An 18,285-nucleotide genomic window follows, 5' to 3' on the forward strand; every position below is an offset into this window, starting at 1 on the left:
CTTAAAGCAGTCCTTCAAAAATCTCTACATTAACTAAATCACCAACCTGAATATTGCCTTGTTCCGCCGGCAAAACAATAAAGCAGTTGGCTTCACTCATCGAGCGTAAGATGCCTGCTCCTTGGCTGCCAGTAGTCCGAACTGTGGCTTGCCCAGCATCATCAAGCGTAACAATACCCCGTTGAAATTCGGTGCGCCCGGGTTTTTTTCGAATTGCTTCGCCAGAGCGCACTTGAATGGTGGGGACAGCGGTCTGGGTTGCGCCATTCAATTGCAGTAGCGCCGCGCGGACGAACTGATAAAACGTCACCATCACCGCTACTGGATTGCCTGGTAAGCCGAAAAATAAGGTACTATTTTTAGCTTCTGGAGAGTTGGCAGCGTCCGCCAGCGGTTTTAGTACTCCAAAAGCCATCGGCCTACCTGGGCGCATCGCAATCTGCCAAAAGCCAATATCACCCAACTCTTGCAGGACTTGCTTGGTAAAGTCTGCCTCACCAACGGAGACGCCACCCGATGAAATGAGCACATCAGCCTTTAAGGTTGCGGCACAAAAGGCTTTTTTTAAGGCCACTGGATCGTCTTGCACAATTCCGCAATCGATTATCTCTAAATTGAGGCGAGTGAGCAGGCCAATAAGGCTATACCGGTTGCTATCGTAGACGCTACCGGTATCAAGTGCTTGGTCAAGGCTCCGTAATTCATTGCCAGAGGAGATAATGGCAACCCGTATTTTGTTACGCACGGATAGGGTTTTAATCCCCAAAGAGGCAGCTAAACCCAAATCAGATGGCCGCAAAATACGTCCCGCAGGAATGGCAACTTGGCCTAAACGCAAATCTTCGCCCCGTAGCCGACGATTTTCTCCCACCCTTACGGCGTTAGCCGGAAATAGCAATTCATTTTCGTGAGCGGCGTTAGAGATGATTTCTGTAATGCGCTCTTGAGGAATAACGGTATCGCAGCCGGCAGGCATGAGTGCGCCAGTCATTATTTTGATGCATTCATGAGCACCCAATTGACCCAAGAACGGTTTTCCAGCGAACGCCGTACCAACGATTTTTAATTTTTTTTGCCCTGCATGAGCAGCTTCATTGACGTGACCTTGAAAAGCATAACCATCCATCGCGGAATTATCTGCGTTGGGAACATGCATTGGCGATAAAAGATCTTCAGCCAGAATACGATTAACCGCATTTTCAAGTGCAATCGTTTCGCTCTGAAGCCCCCCATTTTTTGTGCGTACCTCTTCGTTTATTTGGGTAATTAATGCACTGATAATACGGCGGGTCTCGATAACGGATAAGGAGCTAGTGGGGGTATTGAGGGTCATGTTTTTATTTGGGACTGCACCGCAATTTTGTTTTGCTTCTCGAGGTACGCCAATGTTTCTAGCGAGGCTAGCTCTGCGGGTGTATTGGCATTTGCAAAGGCCTGTTCATTTTCAAAAAGTACGGCACTACTATTGACATTTTCAAACCAGCGGTCAATTTTCCGCGCACCACTTGCTAAAAATTCTGCAAGCGATAATTGAACCGTTTTTTTCATGAGGCAGAAAACGGCTTGATTCCATTGATGCCCGGTGTTATCAATACTGCATGCGTATACTAAATCAAATGGACCGCGCAGTAATTCAGCGCTTAAGCGTGCGCCTAAATCAAGCGGAAAGAGCGGTGAATCACATGGCACGGTAAGGAGATATTCAGTTTGACAATGGCGCAGACCAGCCATAAAACCTGCGAGCGGACCAAAATAAGATGGTGCAGATTCAACCGCACTGTCATCGGCAATAACAGGGTAGCCATAGCTTGCATAACGCATGTGATTGCGATTGGCATTAATTAGGATCGTGCTTACCTGATCTTGAAGGCGGGTTAACGCAGTCTCGATCAGGGGTTTTTCTAGGTAGGGTATTAAGCCTTTATCACTTCCGCCCATCCGCTCTGCTCGACCCCCTGCCAGGACTAAGCCCGTGATTACTAAGGGCGGTAATGAAGCTATGATTGCTGCCATTCGGGATTGAGCCTAGCCACCGATATAAGACATTTCAACCTTACGACCAGTTGAATTTCCGATGGGAGTGTGTGAACCTCGGATTTCAGAATAGTGATCATCACGTTTAGCCCAAGTATTCATGATGGCATTCGCAATTTCTAAATCACTCTTGCCGGAGCGAAGCAGGGCTTTGAAATCGACGCCTTGATGCGCAAATAGACATAAAAAAAGATGTCCATCGGTTGAGAGCCTAGCACGGGTACAGGTATGGCAAAAGGTTTGCGTCACACTAGAAATCACCCCAATTTCACCAGCGCCGTCGGCATAGCGCCAGCGTTGCGCAACTTCACCGACATAGTTTGGTTCTAGTGATTGCAAGGGAAACTCAGCATGAATTTGGTTGATGACTTCTCGCGAAGGCAATACCTCAGCCATATTCCAACCATTCGAACTCCCCACATCCATAAACTCAATGAAGCGTAGGGTAATACCAGAGTTACGAAAATGCCGCACCATTGGCAAAATCTCCTGCTCATTAACCCCTTTCTTAACGACCATATTAACCTTGATGGATTTAAAGCCAGCCTCTTTTGCTGCCTCAATACCATCCAGTACCTCGTCAACTGCAAAATCAACATCATTCATCGCTTTAAAAACAGGATCACTTAATGCATCGAGACTAACTGTGATGCGTTGTAAGCCCGCATTTTTTAAGAGCTGCGCTTTTTTTCTTAAGAGGCTACCATTCGTTGTGAGAGTGAGATCTAATTTTTGCCCTGCTGGCGTGTTAACTTGGGCGAGCATCGCCACTAAAGCCTCTAAATTTTTTCGTAAAAGCGGCTCGCCTCCTGTAAGGCGAATTTTTTCTACACCCAGACTGGCAAAGATTTGCGTCATGCGGGTGATTTCCTCAAAACGCAGTAAGGCATCTTGCGCTAAATACGGATAGTTTTGATCGAAGACCGATTTCGGCATGCAATAAGTGCAACGAAAATTACAGCGATCCGTTACTGAAATGCGTAAGTCACGTAATTGCCGCTGACGTAAGTCAGTTGTTTCAGAATGGACCCCTTGCAATACTGTTGGAATTGCCGCTGAGGCACCAACAGTATTGCTGATGGGAATAATGCGCGAATAGGCTCGATCAACCATAGCTAAATAAGTTTATACCTAGTCTATTGAGTATTACCAGACTAGTTTTTATCAATCATTTTTTCTTGGCCACCTGTTTCTACTAAGACCATGGGACCACTAGGTAATATTTTTGGCGCCTTAGGGGCGCGTTCGGCCCGCGGTTGAATGGGTTCAGCATTCATTTGCGTTTGTGCTTCGGCAAATTTAGTCGCATCGGTAGCAACCCAAACCATTCCCGCTGATTGCACCACTTGCTCCAAAGGCGCCTCTTCTAAACGCGAGAAGGAGACTTTAGGTAAAGCAGCAGGCACGGGAACGAAATTTGCTACAGGCGCGGTTTGGGGTGCACCGCTTAAATTACTTTGCAGATCGTGCAGCGGCAAAGTAGCTGCATCACCTGCCATATGTGCCATGCCTACTGGCGGCCAGGTGGCAGAAACCTCGGTAATGGCTGGGTGAGTTACTGTTGAGTTTGAATCAGCTTCTTGAGCAGGGATATCTGTGCGATTATCACCACGTTCACGTTGACCACGACCACGTCCACGGCGATTACGTCCCCGCGGACGCTCTTCGCCTTCAGCGTTAACTAAATCAGTGGCCCCAGTATTCGCATTGTTGGTGATGCCTTCAGGCGTGTCGTTGCCGTTTTGATTCGCTGGACGTTCAGGACGGGAATTACGGTTACGACCGCGACCCTCTTGACGAGGCTTTGCTTCACGCCCATTTGTCTCAGTAGGAGCAATTGTTTCGTTGGTAGATGCTGTTGCTGGACGTTCATTACGGCCACGGCGATTACGACCACCACGTTCATTACCATTGCGGCCTTCGCGTGCTCCGCTAGGACGAGGACGTGCTTCGGGTGTTGCTACGGTTATTTCTGGAGTTGAAGTAAATAGTTTCTTAATGAAACCCATAAATCCACCGGTTGACTCAGCCACCGCTTTTTCGTTCGTGGCAGATACACGTGCCGCACGGGGTTGGTTCATTGGCGCAGGTTGACTTGGCGTAATACCTTTGACTGCAGCCTCAGGTTTTACTTTGGTCTCTTCCTTGCGACTCACAATCGTATCGGCTTCTAACTCGGTAGCAGCCTCTTGCGCCATGACATAGCTGGCTTTTTGATCATCTAAACGGGGATCATCATGACGTAAGCGCTCTAATTTGTAATGCGGTGTTTCAAGATGCTTATTCGGCACCATCAAGACATTAACCTTAAAGCGACTTTCAATTTTGATGACTTCAGCCCGTTTCTCATTGAGAAGGAAAGCTGCGACCTCAACAGGTACTTGTGTATGAATAGCTGCCGTATTGTCTTTCATCGCCTCTTCTTGGATGATGCGTAGTACTTGCAAAGCAGATGATTCGGTATCGCGAATATGGCCAGTACCATTACAGCGCGGGCAAGTCACATGACTGCCTTCTGAGAGCGCGGGTCGTAAGCGTTGCCGCGACATTTCCATTAAGCCAAATTTAGAAATTTTGCCCATTTGCACGCGGGCTCGATCATGGCGTAAGGCATCGCGTAAGCGGTTTTCAACATCTTTTTGACTTTTCGCTGATTCCATGTCAATAAAGTCGATGACGATCAAACCCCCTAAATCGCGCAAACGCATTTGGCGGCCGATTTCTTCTGCAGCTTCTGAGTTGGTGCGGGTGGCGGTTTCTTCAATATCAGATCCCCGTGTAGCGCGCGCTGAATTCACGTCAACCGAAACCAAGGCTTCGGTATGGTCAATCACAATGGCGCCGCCTGAGGGTAGCGGTACCGTACGCGAGTACGCAGTTTCAATTTGATGCTCAATTTGAAAGCGGGAAAAGAGCGGGACATCATCTTGATAGCGCTTGACGCGGGGTAAGTTATCAGGCATTACCACCGACATAAAGGCTTGAGCCTGTTCGAAAATATCGTCAGTATCAATCAAAATTTCGCCAATATCGGGTTGGAAATAATCGCGAATGGCGCGAATAACCAAGCTCGATTCAAGATAAATTAAGAGCGGCGCCGAGTTGCTTTTGGCAGCCTCATCAATGGCTTTCCATAGCTGCATGAGGTAATTCAGGTCCCACTGTAATTCAACGGCATCGCGCCCAATTCCGGCGGTGCGAGCGATAATGCTCATCCCTTCAGGAACCTCGAGCTGACCCATGGCCTCACGGAGTTCTTGACGATCTTCGCCCTCAATACGGCGAGATACACCACCCCCCCTTGGGTTATTAGGCATTAAGACAAGATAACGGCCAGCCAAAGAAATAAAAGAAGTGAGCGCGGCGCCTTTTTGGCCGCGTTCTTCTTTTTCAATCTGAATAATAATTTCTTGGCCTTCGCGTAAGGCATCTTTAATTGATGCGGTACGAACGTCAACGCCTTCTTTAAAGTAAGCGCGGGCTACTTCTTTAAATGGCAAAAAGCCATGACGCTCTTCACCGTAATTAACAAAGCAGGCCTCTAAGGATGGCTCAATGCGGGTAATAACCCCTTTGTAAATATTGCCTTTGCGTTGTTCACGCCCAGCTGATTCGATATCAATATCGATTAATTTTTGACCGTCGACAATCGCGACGCGCAACTCTTCTTGCTGAGTTGCGTTAAATAGCATGCGTTTCATAATTCTCTCCAAATGGGGTTGGAGGACGATGCGCGACGCGATGTAGATGAGATTAAGGCTACCAAAGAACTAGGTTCTATTGGCCCCTACAGGGCGTGGTTTAAAAGAGAACTAAGCTGCTAATCAGTTAGCTCGAATCGAGTCCATTACTGGACATCGTTGCCACCCCGAACGCTCGCCACAGCTACCCTCCTTTAGGGTTATCAATGTAGGCGCGCGCCTGAAAACTGTCATCTACTCGCGGGTCGCGGCATACAGCACGCCAACCCTGCGCCTCGTTAAACAGGGGAGGGGCAACCCTGGGAATCTATTTCTGATGGTTGATTCCAGCACCACGATTGGGGTTTCAAGTAGATATTCTCAGTTGAACCCAATCTGAGCCAATATGGCTAGTGCCTTGATTATAAGGCAGAAGTTCATAATAAGCATTCTCATGACTTCTCATTCCCTCGGTAAAGCGCCTAAACCACCAGCAGTGGTATTGCAAACCATTGGTCCTGATGACGCTGGTCAGCGTCTGGATAACTATTTACTGCGCTGGGCTAAAGGCGTACCCAAAAGCCATGTTTATCGGCTCATTCGTGCTGGGGAAGTACGGGTCAATAAAAAGCGCGCTGAGCCCACCACCCGCCTCGTTGAGGGTGACATCGTCCGTTTGCCACCCGTGCGCATTGCCACACCCGAGCGCGTGCAGGCTGGTCAAAATTTCGCGCGGGCTCAGCAATATGCCGCACAAATCCCGATTTTGTATGAAGATGACGTGCTCCTGATCATCGATAAGCCCGCGGGACTGGCCGTGCATGGTGGCTCGGGTATTGCCTTGGGGGTCATTGAGACTTTACGGTTGACCCGCCCAGAACTCCATTTTCTTGAATTAGTGCATCGCCTCGATCGCGATACCTCCGGGGTGCTGTTATTGGCTAAGCGCAGAAGTGCCTTGGTTGAAATGCATCGCCAAATACGTGAAGGCTTAACTGATAAGCGCTATTGGTTATTGGCGCACGGCAAAATTGAAACAGGCGCACGGGTAATGCAGTTAAAGTTTCCCTTGCATAAATTTCTCTTAGCAAATGGCGAACGTCGAGTTCGGGTTGATGCTGAGGGGTTGCCCAGCCATACTGCGGTGCGGGTTACGCAACTGTTCGCGGGGGAGGCGGGAGCGCTGAGCTTGGCAGAGGCGCAATTAAAAACCGGGCGCACCCATCAAATTCGGGTGCATTTACAGCGTCTTGGCCACCCGATTTTAGGTGATGATAAGTACGGCCTAGAGGAAGAGGATCGCCGCTTAAAATCCAAACGCTTATATTTACATGCCCATTTGGTGGGTTTTGTTCATCCGCGCAGCGGTGCCAAAATGCGCATTGAGTCACCGCTACCTGCCGAGTTCAACGCCTTATTAAAGAGGCTGAAGGTGGAGCCCAGCAGCAGCAACCCAGCGGCGACGCCGTAAGCCACAAAACAGTATAGTGGGATGTTATTTAATTGAAGGTTGCTGAGGGAATGTCCGTTTGAACCACACGCATCAACAGAATCTAGAGCGACGCTACGATTTAATTGTCTGGGATTGGGATGGTACCGTAATGGATTCAACCCCAACCATCGTGCATTGCATTCAACAGGCTTGCCGCGATTTAGACTTACCAGTGCCCAACGATGCATTAGCTAGCTCGGTGATTGGTTTAGGTATCGATGATTCCTTGCGGCGCGCCGTTCCCAGTATTGCGCCTGCACGATACCCGGCTTTAGTTGCGCGTTTTCGTTTTCATTATTTAGCCCGCGATCATGAGTTGCATTTATTTATCGGCATTCGTGAATTGCTCGAGCACTTACGTCAAGCGGGATTTTTGCTAGCCGTGGCTACTGGTAAATCGCGGCAGGGCCTAGATCGCTCTTTGGGATTTCATCAGCTAGAAGCACTTTTTCACGCTAGTCGTACTGCCGACGAAACGGCGTCAAAACCAAATCCGACAATGCTGTTAGAGTTATCGGATGTTTTGCAAGTACCATTGCGGCGAATGCTGATGATTGGCGATACCACGCACGATCTACTGATGGCGCAAAATGCCGGAGTGGATAGTGTCGGCGTTACCTATGGCGCCCATCCGCTAGAGGAGCTGCGCACTGCCAATGCCTTAATTTGCGTTGATAATGTGCAAGAATTAGCGCAGTGGTTCAATCAACATTTGTACGAGCAAACCTTGAACATAAATAAGAAAGTAAAGCATTGATGGAGCCGAAAGAAAACTGGGAGCGACAGGCTCTTGAGCATTTACTGCTTGAAAATTTAAAAGAAACTCGTAAGGCTAGGCGCTGGAAAACAATTTTCCGCTTAGTTTTACTAGTGTTAGTTGTCAGTATCATTGCACAGGTATTTGATTTGCATATACCAGGCCGTGGTATGCATATTGAAAAGCATACCGCTTTAATTAGTTTAGATGGCATGATTTCACCGACTACGACAGCGAATGCAGTCGACGTGAATGCAGCGCTAGATGCGGCTTTTGAAAATACCAATAGCGTCGGCGTGATCTTACGAATTAATAGCCCGGGTGGCTCACCAGTTCAGGCGGGCATGATTAATGACGAGATTCGCCGCTTGCGTACTTTGTATCCACAAAAACCATTCTATGTGGTGGTAGAAGATATTTGTGCATCGGGTGGATATTACGTAGCGGTAGCGGGTGACAAAATTTTAGTTGATAAAGCTAGCTTAATCGGCTCAATTGGCGTGGTCATGGAGGGCTTTGGTTTTACTGGCCTAATGGATAAATTAGGAATTTCTCGCCGCTTGATCACGGCTGGTTCGAATAAAGGCATGCTCGATCCTTTTAGCAAGGAAAATCCGAAACAGGTTGAAATGGTGCAATCGATGTTGGATCAAATTCATCAACAATTTATTGCAGTAGTTAAAGCGGGACGTGGCACGCGCTTAAAAGAAAATGCTGAATTATTTTCGGGGCGGGTATGGAATGGCGAGCAAGCAGTTCAATTGGGTCTGGCTGATGGGTTTGGTACCGTTGATTCGGTAGCCCGCGATATTTTGAAGGCACCAGATGTTTTGGATTACACCTTAAAGGAAAATTTTGCTGAAAGGGTAGCTAAAAAGTTTGGCGCAGAAATGGGCACCTCAATGGGTCAAGCGTTAATGAAAGATGCCAATCTGAAATAAGTAGTACGTTTTACTACGTACTTAAGCTAGTAGCAAAAAAATCGCCGGACGGTTTTGTAATTCACCGGCCATTTTTTCACCAGGGTAGCGTTTCCGCCACTCGGTGAGCGTGTAGGTATGAATCGATTCGCTCGCTAAACTCAGGTCGATGCCAATACATAAGCGGGTTTCTGCTGTTAATGCTTGCAGGCAAGCGTCGAACATCGCAGCATTGCGATAAGGGGTCTCAATCCAAATTTGTGTTTGTTGTAAGCGTCGCGATTCCGCTTCTAGTTGCTTTAGGCGATTAATCCGTTCTGGGTTTTGATTGGGTAAGTAGCCTTGAAAGGCAAACTGTTGGCCGTTTAGACCGCTTGCCATGAGGCCTAACAAAATAGAGCTAGGGCCTACTAAGGGTTTGACGGGGGCACCTAAACCATGCGCAGCCAAAATTAATTCGGCTCCAGGGTCGGCCACTCCAGGCACTCCTGCTTCTGACATTAATCCCATATTGTGCCCATCTACTAAGGCTTGCAACAAACTCTCAGGACGTGTTTTTGAATTGTATTTTGCATTTTGCGCAGCGCCACGCCATTCCAGTAGCACTAATTCCTGCAAAGGCGTACTCAGCGGCGTAACGGTATCAATTGCCTTTAAAAATGCCCGTGCGGTTTTAGCATTCTCCACAATCCAGTATTTCAGCGTGGCTGCTTGAGTGATGGTTGCGGCCGGCAAAACCCACGGCAATTGGTCTGCGCGACCTTCCGCACCCAAGGTATTCGGGATAAGAAAAAGTGTGCCGATAGTCATTTACTGGTTGCGAACCAATTTTTTGCAGGTAGCGCAAAACCGGCATCTCGCAATAATCCGCTTAATGCGATCAGCGGTAAACCAACAAGAGCAGTGGGATCATCGCTTTGAACCGACTCAAGGAGACTGATGCCAAGCCCCTCTACTTTGGCACTACCAGCACAATCATAGGGTTGCTCAGCATGTAAATAAGCTTCTAATATCGCGTCAGATAGATCGCGAAACTGTACCGTGGTTGGCACGCTCAGGGTGGTGTACTGCTCGTCGCGCATGAAACATAGTGCCGTATGAAAGTGGACAGCATTGCCGCGCATCAACTGTAATTGGGCTAAGGCCCGCTCAAAATTACCCGGTTTGCCTAATACAGCGCCAAATAAATCAGCTACCTGATCTGAGCCGATAACCCATGCCCCCGGGTTCTGTTTCGCTATCACTCTGGCTTTCAGTTCAGCCAAACGCAAGGCTAGAGCAAGGGTAGTTTCATGGGGCAAAGGAGTTTCATCAATTGCAGGCGTGCTGCAAGTAAAGGGCAGCCCTAAGCGGGCAAGCAATTCGCGGCGATACGGCGAGCTTGAGGCCAAAATAATTGGCGCTGGATGCCTTGCTACGTCGGAATTCGTCATGAAAAATAGCGCCTTGAATTAGACTGATGAGATGAATCGTAAACAAGTTTTACCTGAAGTTGAAATTTCTGCAACTCCGCAAGCATTACAAGCGGTTGATTTGTGTGCCCCGCAAACCTACCATGGTGAGGGTAGGTTGTCGCTGGGCGCCTTACCCCGAGTGGCTTTAGAGCTGGCTATCAGCAGCCCAGATAATGGTTTTGCTTGGCAAATCCAAACCCAGTTTACGGCTAATCAAGCCGGGGACCAAGCGCAAACCTTGCGTTTGAGGCTTAATGGACAAGCACCCTTAACTTGTCAGCGGTGTTTACAGACTTTCCAGTATTCCTTAAACGTGGAGCGTTTATTTATTGTTGTGGCCGATGAAGCGGCTGCGGATGCCTATCCAATTGAAGATGACCTTCTCGACCCCTTAGTCTGCAGCCCCCATTTTGATATATTGGCGCTAATCGAAGATGAAATTCTTTTATCCTTGCCATTAGTGCCAAAACACCCTGAAGCGCTATGTGCCCCAAGCCCATTATTGGGTGTAATTGAAGAACCTGAAAACCCCTTTAAGGTATTGAAAAATATCAAGAAATAGCTCTGGCGGCTGGGTTAATTGAGGCCTTTAATACCTACCCATCAATGCCTAGAATCCCGTATTTAGAGGCATTTTTATGCTAGAATGCCCCCTTGTTTAGGAGTCCAATATGGCCGTTCAGCAGAATAAAAAATCCCCCTCTAAGCGTGGCATGCACCGCGCCCATGATTCTTTGACCGTGGGTGCATTGGCAGTTGAAGCAACCACCGGCGAAACGCATTTACGTCATCACATTTCCCCCAACGGTTTTTACCGTGGTCGGAAAGTCGTGAAAACAAAGAACGATTAATTTTTTCATTTAATCAATCGAAGCGGCTTTAAATTGGCCGCTTTTTTCTTGGCTCAGCAAATTTGGCAACCCCAGCGCCCATGAATTCTCTGATGAACGTCAGGCTTGCAGTAGATGCAATGGGCGGAGATCAGGGTTTAGCAGTCACGGTACCTGCGTCCCTTGATTTTCTCCAAGTTCACGCCGACGCTCATATTCAGTTAGTGGGTGACTCACAGTTACTGACGCAATTGTTAGCTAAGGCAGCGCCTGAATTGCTGAAGCGCATTGAGATTATTGCTGCCAACGAAGTCGTGCTCATGGATGATTCAATTGAGGTTGCGTTGCGACGCAAGAAAAATTCTTCGATGCGTCTAGCCATTGATCAAGTCAAAACAGGAAAGGCCGAAGCAATTATTTCTTCTGGTAACACTGGCGCTTTGATGGCGATTTCGCGTTATCTATTGAAAACGCTCGATGGCATTGATCGCCCAGCAATTGCCACCGCAATTCCGAATGAATTGGGTACGAGTACTACCGTGCTCGATTTGGGCGCTAATGCCGATTGTCTGCCGGTGAATTTGTTACAGTTTGCGCAAATGGCGGATGTGATGTTGCGAGTTGTTGATGGCAAGCCTTCACCATCGATTGGCCTGCTGAACATCGGCGAAGAAGTCATTAAGGGTAATGAAGTCGTGAAGGAAGCCGGTGAATTATTACGTAATAGCCAATTAAATTTTTTTGGTAATGTCGAAGGAAACGATATTTTTAAGGGCACCGTCGATATTGTGGTCTGCGATGGCTTTGTGGGTAATGTTGTTTTAAAGGCGAGCGAAGGTCTGGCAAAAATGATGACTGGGATGATTCGTACGGAATTTAATCGCTCTTGGCTAACTAAGCTCATGGCCTTATGTGCCATGTTGCCTTTAGTTCGTGTCAAAAATCGGGTTGATCATCGGCGCTATAACGGCGCTGTGCTGCTTGGTTTGCGCGGTTGTGTGATTAAGAGTCATGGCTCTGCCGATCGCCTAGCTTTTACCGCCGCTCTGGAGCGTGCTTATGAAGCTGGCAAGAATCGCATGGTTGAACGCATCGCTGAAGCTTTTAGTGCAGAGGTGAGGCCATGACTTCAAGGTCTCTTTATTCACGCATTGCTGGAACAGGCAGTTATTTGCCTGCACAACGATTAAGTAACGATGATTTAGCAGCGCGTTTAGCGCAAGTGGGCATAGAGACAAGTGATGAGTGGATTCAAACGCGTAGCGGTATTTCAGCGCGTCATTTTGCCGCTGACAATGAATTAACCAGTGACTTAGGTATGTTGGCCGCACAGGCTGCATTGCACGACGCCAATCTTCGTGCCGATCAAATTGAGTTAATTATTTTGGCCAGCTCAACTCCAGATCATTTGGGCGGCTTTCCCAGTACCGCTTGCGTGATTCAAGACAAGCTAGGTATTCACAATGGCGGTGCGGCGTTTGATGTGCAGGCAGTGTGTGCTGGCTTTACCTATGCACTCGCCATTGCCGATGCATTTATTCGCGCAGGTACATACCGCAAAGTTTTAGTTATTGGGGCTGAAATTTTTTCCCGTATCTTAGATTTTAATGATCGCACAACCTGCGTTTTATTTGGTGATGGTGCAGGTGCAGTGGTGCTTGAGGCCGCAGATGAACCCGGTATTTTGGCTGCAGCGTTACATGCTGACGGCAGGCAACGCGCCATTTTGTGTGTACCAGGTCGTGCAATTGCCGGTGGCATTGAGGGCACCCCATTCTTAACGATGGACGGCCCAGCTGTTTTCAAATTTGCTGTGAAGGCCTTAGAGCAGGTTGCGCTTGAAGCTTTAGAGCGCGCACAATTACAGCCAACACAAATTGATTGGCTGGTTCCTCATCAGGCTAATATTCGTATTATGGAAGGTACGGCGCGCAAATTGGGACTCTCAATGGATAAGGTAATTGTGACTGTGGCCGAGCATGGCAATACGTCTGCTGCTTCAATTCCATTGGCTTTAGACTTTGGTATCCGCAATGGTCAAATTCAGCGTGGTCAACATCTCTTGTTAGAGGGCGTTGGCGGCGGATTTGCTTGGGGCGCAGTCGCTCTAAAATATTAAACAGGTTTTTTCTCATGACATTTGCATTCGTTTTTCCAGGACAGGGTTCGCAATCTGTGGGTATGCTGAACTCGCTTGCCGCTCGTCCCGAAGTGCAGGCTACCTTGGCCGAAGCATCACTCGCCCTAGGCGAAGATCTCACGCAATTAATTGCTGCTGGACCAGCAGAAGCCCTCGCACTCACAACCAATACGCAACCAGTGATGTTGGTAGCAGGTATTGCTTGTTATCGTGCTTGGTTGGCAAGTGGTGGTGCAAAACCGACTTTTGTTGCTGGCCATAGCTTGGGCGAATATTCAGCTTTAGTTGCCGCAGATGTCATTTCGTTTCAAGATGCCGTGCCACTCGTTAGATTTCGTGCAGAGGCGATGCAAACCGCAGTGCCCTTAGGCACAGGAACCATGGCAGCGATTTTGGGTTTAGACGGCGCCCAAGTGCAAGCAGTATGTGCTGAGGCGAGCACCTTGACGAATGAAGTAGTTGAGGCGGTCAATTTCAATGCCCCTGGTCAGGTGGTCATAGCAGGCGCCAATGCAGCAGTCAGCAAAGCCTGCGAGTTATTAAAAGCAGCTGGCGCTAAACGGGCTTTACCCTTATCGGTATCAGCCCCGTTTCATTCCTCTTTATTGCAAGCAGCCTCTGAAAAACTGGCGATTTATTTAGAAAATGTCACCTTTCATCCGCCTTCGATTCCCTTGATTAATAATGTTGATGTCAGTATCTTGAGTGATCCGCAGGCTATTAAAGATGCCCTAGTAAGGCAGGCTGCTAAACCCGTACGTTGGCAAGAAATTATTCAAGCGATGGCCGCACAAGGCATTACTCAGGTGATTGAATGTGGACCAGGCAAAGTGTTGGCAGGTTTAACCAAGCGCATCGATGCGCAATTACAAGGCTTCGCATTATTTGATGATGCGAGCTTCAATGAAGTGAAGTCAGCTTTAGGACAAGTCACATGAAAATTGATCTAAGCAAACAAATTGCCTTAGTTACTGGTGCTTCCCGTGGCATTGGTGCGGCGATTGCCGAAGCGCTTGCACAGTCGGGCGCGACAGTTATTGGCACTGCCACCTCAGCCGCTGGTGCATTGGCTATTACAGAACGCTTACAGGCTTTTGGTGGGCGGGGCGAAATTCTGAATGTGAATGAGGCTGCGGCAAGTGAGCAAATAATTGAGGCCATGTGCAAAGAATTTGGCGGCATTCATATTTTGGTCAATAACGCTGGCATTACCCGCGATCAACTGTCGATGCGGATGAAAACCACGGAGTGGGCAGATGTGATTGATACCAACTTAAGCGCAGTCTTTCGACTTTCGCAGGCAGTTTTGCGGCCGATGATGAAAGCCCGCTTTGGGCGCATTATTAATATCACCTCGATCGTCGGCCACATGGGCAACCCCGGACAGGTGAATTATGCTGCTGCAAAAGCGGGGGTTGCGGGAATGACTCGGGCTTTGGCGCGGGAAATTGGCAGTCGCAACATTACCGTGAATTGCGTCGCTCCAGGGTTTATCGATACTGATATGACCCGCGCCTTAAGTGAAGAGCAACAAAATGCCCTCAAAGCGAACATTCCCTTGGCCCGTTTAGGGAGCCCAGAAGATGTGGCGCAGGCAGTGGTCTTTTTGGCTTCAGGAGCAGCGGGCTATATTACGGGAAATACCCTCCACGTCAATGGGGGCCTGTATTTAGCCTGATTTATGGAATGGGGTTTTAGGAGTCTGGCGCAGTAATCTGAGGGTGACTTTGCCAAACTGATAAAATCCCTAAATCGTTTTTTACTACCCTAGGGGGACTTGATGGACAACATCGAACAACGTGTTAAGAAAATTGTTGCTGAGCAGTTAGGCGTACCAGAAGCAGATATTAAGAATGAATCTTCTTTTGTGAATGACCTCGGCGCTGATTCGCTTGATACGGTAGAGTTGGTAATGGCTTTAGAAGATGAGTTTGGAATTGAAATTCCAGATGAAGAGGCTGAAAAAATTACCACTGTTCAGCTTGCGATTGATTTCGCAAAATCTAAAGCATCACAGGGCTAATATTTGGACTCGCTGTGTCTGCTTTAAAACACCAACGCCGGGTCGTAGTTACCGGCTTAGGTCTTATTTCTCCAGTTGGAAATTCTGTCGCGACGGCTTGGTCAAATGTACTTGCTGGTAAATCTGGTATTGCGACGATTACCAAGTTTGATCATACCCCGCTAAGCGTTCACTTTGCTGGCGAGGTTAAAGACTTTAATATTGAAGAGTATGTCTCAGCTAAAGAGGCGCGCCATATGGATCATTTCATCCACTATGGTATTGCCGCGGGAACCCAAGCACTGCGTGATAGTGGTATTGAAGTAAGTGAGGCGAATGCGGAGCGCATTGGCGTCATGGTTGGGTCAGGAATCGGCGGCCTACCGATGATTGAAAATACCGGTGTCGAGCTTTTAGAACGAGGTCCGCGGCGGATTTCCCCCTTCTTTGTGCCGGGCTCAATCATTAATATGATTTCAGGGCATTTAAGTATTTTATTTAATTTAAAAGGACCCAATATTGCAGCGGCAACGGCCTGTACTACCGGCCTACACAGCATTGGTTTGGCGGCCCGTTTAATTCAATCGGGCGATGCCGATGTCATGCTTGCTGGGGGTGCCGAGTCGACTATTTCTGCTTTAGGCGTTGGTGGTTTTGCTGCGGCCCGCGCGCTTTCAACTCGTAATGATGACCCCACTACCGCTTCCCGCCCCTGGGATAAGGATCGCGATGGCTTTGTGCTGGGCGAAGGCGCGGGCGTCATGGTCTTAGAGGAATATGAGCAGGCCCGTGCGCGCGGCGCCAAGATTTATTGTGAGTTAGTGGGTTTTGGAATGAGCGGCGATGCTTATCATATGACGGCCCCTAATATGGATGGTCCCCGCCGCTGCATGTTGAATGCTTTGCGCGATGCAGGTTTAAACCCTGAGCAAATTAATTACATTAATGCGCACGGAACTTCTACCCCTTTAGGGGATAAAAATGAAACTGAAGCCATTAAAGCAGCCTTAGGTGATCATGCCAAAAAGGTCGTCATTAACTCTACCAAGTCGATGACGGGTCATTTACTAGGCGGGGCAGGCGGTTTAGAGGCAGTTTTTACTGTTTTAGCCTTACACCATCAAAAATCACCGCCGACGATTAATATTTTCAACCAAGACCCTGAGTGTGACTTGGACTTCTGCGCCAATACCGCACGCGATCTGCCCATTGACTATGCTGTGAAAAACAATTTTGGCTTTGGGGGTACTAACGGCACCTTGATTTTTGGTAAGTTGCCCTGATATACAGTTATCTTTGTTTTACGGGGTTCTCACCGAAACTCGCTTTCAAGTTGATCCAAATGAAAAAAATATTGCTTCATACCCTTAGTGTTATTGCTTTTGTTGGCATTGTGCAATTGCCTGTTGCGCCGCTTGTTATGGCGCAACCCCCCCGTGTAGCAATTCCCGATTTTGCCGATTTAGTCGAAAAAGCCAGCCCTGCGGTCGTAAATATTCGTACGACAGAAAAAGTGGCTGTGCAACAAGCTGGTGCCAATGGCCAGGGCGGCACAGATGAGCAGCAGGAGTTCTTTCGGCGTTTTTTTGGGATTCCTTTCCCCAATATTCCGGGCATACCTGGTTCGCCTAAGGCGCCTAACCAAGCTCCTAATCCAGGCCCTAATCGTCCAGGACCGCCACAGGAGAATGACCGTGGCGTAGGCTCGGGTTTTATTATTGATGCTAATGGTTATATTTTGACTAATGCTCACGTCATTGAAGGTGCAGAAACTATTTATGTCACCTTAACTGATAAGCGAGAATTAAAAGCAAAATTATTGGGCGCTGATAAGCGTACCGATGTCGCGCTTATTAAAATTGAGGCTAGCGGCTTACCTAAGTTACCGCTGGGCGATTCTTCTAAGGTACGGGTTGGCGAGTGGGTTTTAGCAATTGGCTCACCTTTTGGCCTAGAAAATACTGTTACGGCTGGAATTGTTTCAGCAAAAAGCCGTGATACTGGCGATTACTTACCTTTTATTCAAACTGATGTGGCAGTGAACCCTGGTAATTCTGGGGGGCCTTTGCTCAATACCGCTGGACAAGTGATTGGCATTAACTCGCAAATTTTTAGTCGCTCTGGTGGTTATATGGGAATTTCTTTTGCCATACCCATTGATGAGGCAATGCGAGTAGCTGATCAGTTAAGGGCGAACGGCAAATTGGTCCGCGGGCGAATTGGGGTCTCGATTGGCGATATTACTAAAGAGACTGCTGAAAGTTTGGGTCTTGGCAAGCCGCGTGGTGCCTATGTACGTAATGTTGAGCCGGGTGCGCCTGCAGCGCTTGGTGGCATTGAGGCAGGCGATGTGATCTTGAATTTCAATGGTCTGGAGATTCAGAAATCAACTGATTTACCGCGCCAAGTAGGTCAGACTAAACCTGGTACGCGCGCAACAGTACAAGTTTGGCGTAAGGGTGCTATCAAAGATTTATCTGTCGTAGTAGCCGATGCCGAGCCGAGTGAAAAGGTAGCAAGCAAAAAAGCCGAGAGTTCAACCCCGCAAAGCGGTGCCTTGAATTCCGCATTTGGGGTTGCAGTCGCAGAGCTGACTGATGCCAAAAAACAAAGCTTAGGCATCAAGAATGGTGTTGAGGTTACTGCTATTAATGATGGCCCGATGGCACGTTCCGGCGTGCGCGTGGGCGATGTCATTGTGCGCATTGGCGATGTAGATATAACTGGAGTTAGGCAATTTGAAACCGTTGCCAAGGGCTTAGATCTCAATCGTCCGGCGGCTGTTTTTGTGCGTCGCGCAGATAGCACTTTAGTTTTACCAATACGCCCAAACAAGCCCTAAATCACCCTAAAAGCCGGTTTTTCTGCTTTTGGGGTGATCCACTAAGCCCTGCAAAGTAGGGTTTCTGTGCAACCATTACAATGCGGGTAAGACGGCTTTTTGCAGCGCATCATTTTGCTGTGTTGCAGCAAGGC

At 48.2% G+C, this 18,285-nt stretch carries 18 protein-coding genes; 12 read left to right on the forward strand and 6 right to left on the reverse strand.

The annotated features are described in order from the left end of the window. Position 1: 1 nt before the first annotated feature. The 4 genes from glp to LZT22_RS06240 are packed head-to-tail and all read right to left on the reverse strand — an operon-like array spanning position 2 to position 5,735. Positions 2 to 1,333 carry a gephyrin-like molybdotransferase Glp gene (glp, locus tag LZT22_RS06225; RefSeq protein ID WP_233924205.1) on the reverse strand — a complete coding sequence of 444 codons (1,332 nt, stop codon included), beginning with the start codon at positions 1,331 to 1,333 and terminating at the stop codon, positions 2 to 4. After that, positions 1,330 to 2,013 carry a molybdenum cofactor guanylyltransferase MobA gene (mobA, locus tag LZT22_RS06230; protein ID WP_233924206.1) on the reverse strand — a complete coding sequence of 228 codons (684 nt, stop codon included), beginning with the start codon at positions 2,011 to 2,013 and terminating at the stop codon, positions 1,330 to 1,332. The genes glp and mobA overlap by 4 nt, the downstream gene beginning before the upstream one ends. Positions 2,014 to 2,025: 12 nt before the next feature. Then, positions 2,026 to 3,147 carry a GTP 3',8-cyclase MoaA gene (gene moaA / locus LZT22_RS06235; protein ID WP_233924207.1) on the reverse strand — a complete coding sequence of 374 codons (1,122 nt, stop codon included), beginning with the start codon at positions 3,145 to 3,147 and terminating at the stop codon, positions 2,026 to 2,028. 41 nt (positions 3,148 to 3,188) lie between these two features. Continuing rightward, positions 3,189 to 5,735, reverse strand: a complete 2,547-nt coding sequence (locus tag LZT22_RS06240; protein ID WP_233924208.1) for an Rne/Rng family ribonuclease — start codon at positions 5,733 to 5,735, stop codon at positions 3,189 to 3,191. Positions 5,736 to 6,168: 433 nt separating this feature from the next. Between LZT22_RS06240 and LZT22_RS06245 the strand changes: the two genes are divergently transcribed. From LZT22_RS06245 to LZT22_RS06255, 3 genes are read left to right on the forward strand one after another with little or no spacing between them, the layout of a single operon-like run. After that, positions 6,169 to 7,185: an RluA family pseudouridine synthase gene (locus tag LZT22_RS06245; RefSeq protein WP_233924209.1), complete on the forward strand. Its 1,017-nt coding sequence runs from the start codon at positions 6,169 to 6,171 to the stop codon at positions 7,183 to 7,185. Positions 7,186 to 7,243: 58 nt separating this feature from the next. Continuing rightward, on the forward strand, positions 7,244 to 7,963 hold the full coding sequence (locus LZT22_RS06250) for an HAD-IA family hydrolase (RefSeq protein ID WP_255696494.1): 720 nt from the start codon (positions 7,244 to 7,246) through the stop codon (positions 7,961 to 7,963). Beyond that, positions 7,963 to 8,904, forward strand: coding sequence for a S49 family peptidase (locus LZT22_RS06255; RefSeq protein WP_233924210.1), 942 nt, complete (start codon positions 7,963 to 7,965; stop codon positions 8,902 to 8,904). Before LZT22_RS06250 ends, LZT22_RS06255 begins: the two co-directional genes overlap by 1 nt. A gap of 21 nt (positions 8,905 to 8,925) precedes the next feature. Here LZT22_RS06255 and LZT22_RS06260 read toward each other — a convergent pair whose 3' ends face one another. Together LZT22_RS06260 and LZT22_RS06265 are read right to left on the reverse strand one after the other, a co-directional pair. Next, positions 8,926 to 9,693 (reverse strand): SAM-dependent methyltransferase, encoded by a 768-nt coding sequence (locus LZT22_RS06260; RefSeq protein WP_233924211.1) that lies wholly within the window; start codon positions 9,691 to 9,693, stop codon positions 8,926 to 8,928. Further along, on the reverse strand, positions 9,690 to 10,316 hold the full coding sequence (locus LZT22_RS06265) for a Maf family nucleotide pyrophosphatase (protein WP_233924212.1): 627 nt from the start codon (positions 10,314 to 10,316) through the stop codon (positions 9,690 to 9,692). The genes LZT22_RS06260 and LZT22_RS06265 overlap by 4 nt, the downstream gene beginning before the upstream one ends. A gap of 31 nt (positions 10,317 to 10,347) precedes the next feature. Between LZT22_RS06265 and LZT22_RS06270 the strand changes: the two genes are divergently transcribed. The 9 genes from LZT22_RS06270 to LZT22_RS06310 all read left to right on the forward strand — a co-directional run bounded on the left by LZT22_RS06270 (position 10,348) and on the right by LZT22_RS06310 (position 18,151). Then, positions 10,348 to 10,899 carry a DUF177 domain-containing protein gene (locus LZT22_RS06270; protein ID WP_233924213.1) on the forward strand — a complete coding sequence of 184 codons (552 nt, stop codon included), beginning with the start codon at positions 10,348 to 10,350 and terminating at the stop codon, positions 10,897 to 10,899. 109 nt (positions 10,900 to 11,008) lie between these two features. After that, positions 11,009 to 11,188, forward strand: a complete 180-nt coding sequence (gene rpmF / locus LZT22_RS06275) for a 50S ribosomal protein L32 (protein WP_233924214.1) — start codon at positions 11,009 to 11,011, stop codon at positions 11,186 to 11,188. A 92-nt stretch (positions 11,189 to 11,280) separates the two neighbouring features. Next, positions 11,281 to 12,294 (forward strand): phosphate acyltransferase PlsX, encoded by a 1,014-nt coding sequence (plsX, locus tag LZT22_RS06280; RefSeq protein ID WP_233924215.1) that lies wholly within the window; start codon positions 11,281 to 11,283, stop codon positions 12,292 to 12,294. Beyond that, positions 12,291 to 13,286, forward strand: a complete 996-nt coding sequence (locus tag LZT22_RS06285; protein ID WP_233924216.1) for a beta-ketoacyl-ACP synthase III — start codon at positions 12,291 to 12,293, stop codon at positions 13,284 to 13,286. The genes plsX and LZT22_RS06285 overlap by 4 nt, the downstream gene beginning before the upstream one ends. A 14-nt stretch (positions 13,287 to 13,300) precedes the next feature. Further along, entirely contained in the window at positions 13,301 to 14,245 is a 945-nt protein-coding gene (fabD, locus tag LZT22_RS06290) for an ACP S-malonyltransferase (protein ID WP_233924217.1), read from the forward strand. After that, the gene (fabG, locus tag LZT22_RS06295; protein WP_233924218.1) at positions 14,242 to 14,985 is read left to right on the forward strand and encodes a 3-oxoacyl-ACP reductase FabG; all 744 of its coding nucleotides are present in this window, start codon (positions 14,242 to 14,244) and stop codon (positions 14,983 to 14,985) included. Before fabD ends, fabG begins: the two co-directional genes overlap by 4 nt. 102 nt (positions 14,986 to 15,087) lie before the next feature. Beyond that, positions 15,088 to 15,330 (forward strand): acyl carrier protein, encoded by a 243-nt coding sequence (gene acpP / locus LZT22_RS06300; protein ID WP_233924219.1) that lies wholly within the window; start codon positions 15,088 to 15,090, stop codon positions 15,328 to 15,330. A gap of 14 nt (positions 15,331 to 15,344) precedes the next feature. After that, a complete protein-coding gene (fabF, locus tag LZT22_RS06305; RefSeq protein ID WP_233924220.1) occupies positions 15,345 to 16,592 on the forward strand; it encodes a beta-ketoacyl-ACP synthase II in 1,248 nt (415 codons plus the stop codon). A 137-nt stretch (positions 16,593 to 16,729) separates the two neighbouring features. After that, positions 16,730 to 18,151, forward strand: coding sequence for a DegQ family serine endoprotease (locus tag LZT22_RS06310; protein ID WP_233924378.1), 1,422 nt, complete (start codon positions 16,730 to 16,732; stop codon positions 18,149 to 18,151). Positions 18,152 to 18,285: the final 134 nt, after the last annotated feature.

The organism is Polynucleobacter sp. IMCC 29146, from assembly GCF_021395195.1.
In the GTDB taxonomy this organism is placed as follows: domain Bacteria; phylum Pseudomonadota; class Gammaproteobacteria; order Burkholderiales; family Burkholderiaceae; genus Polynucleobacter.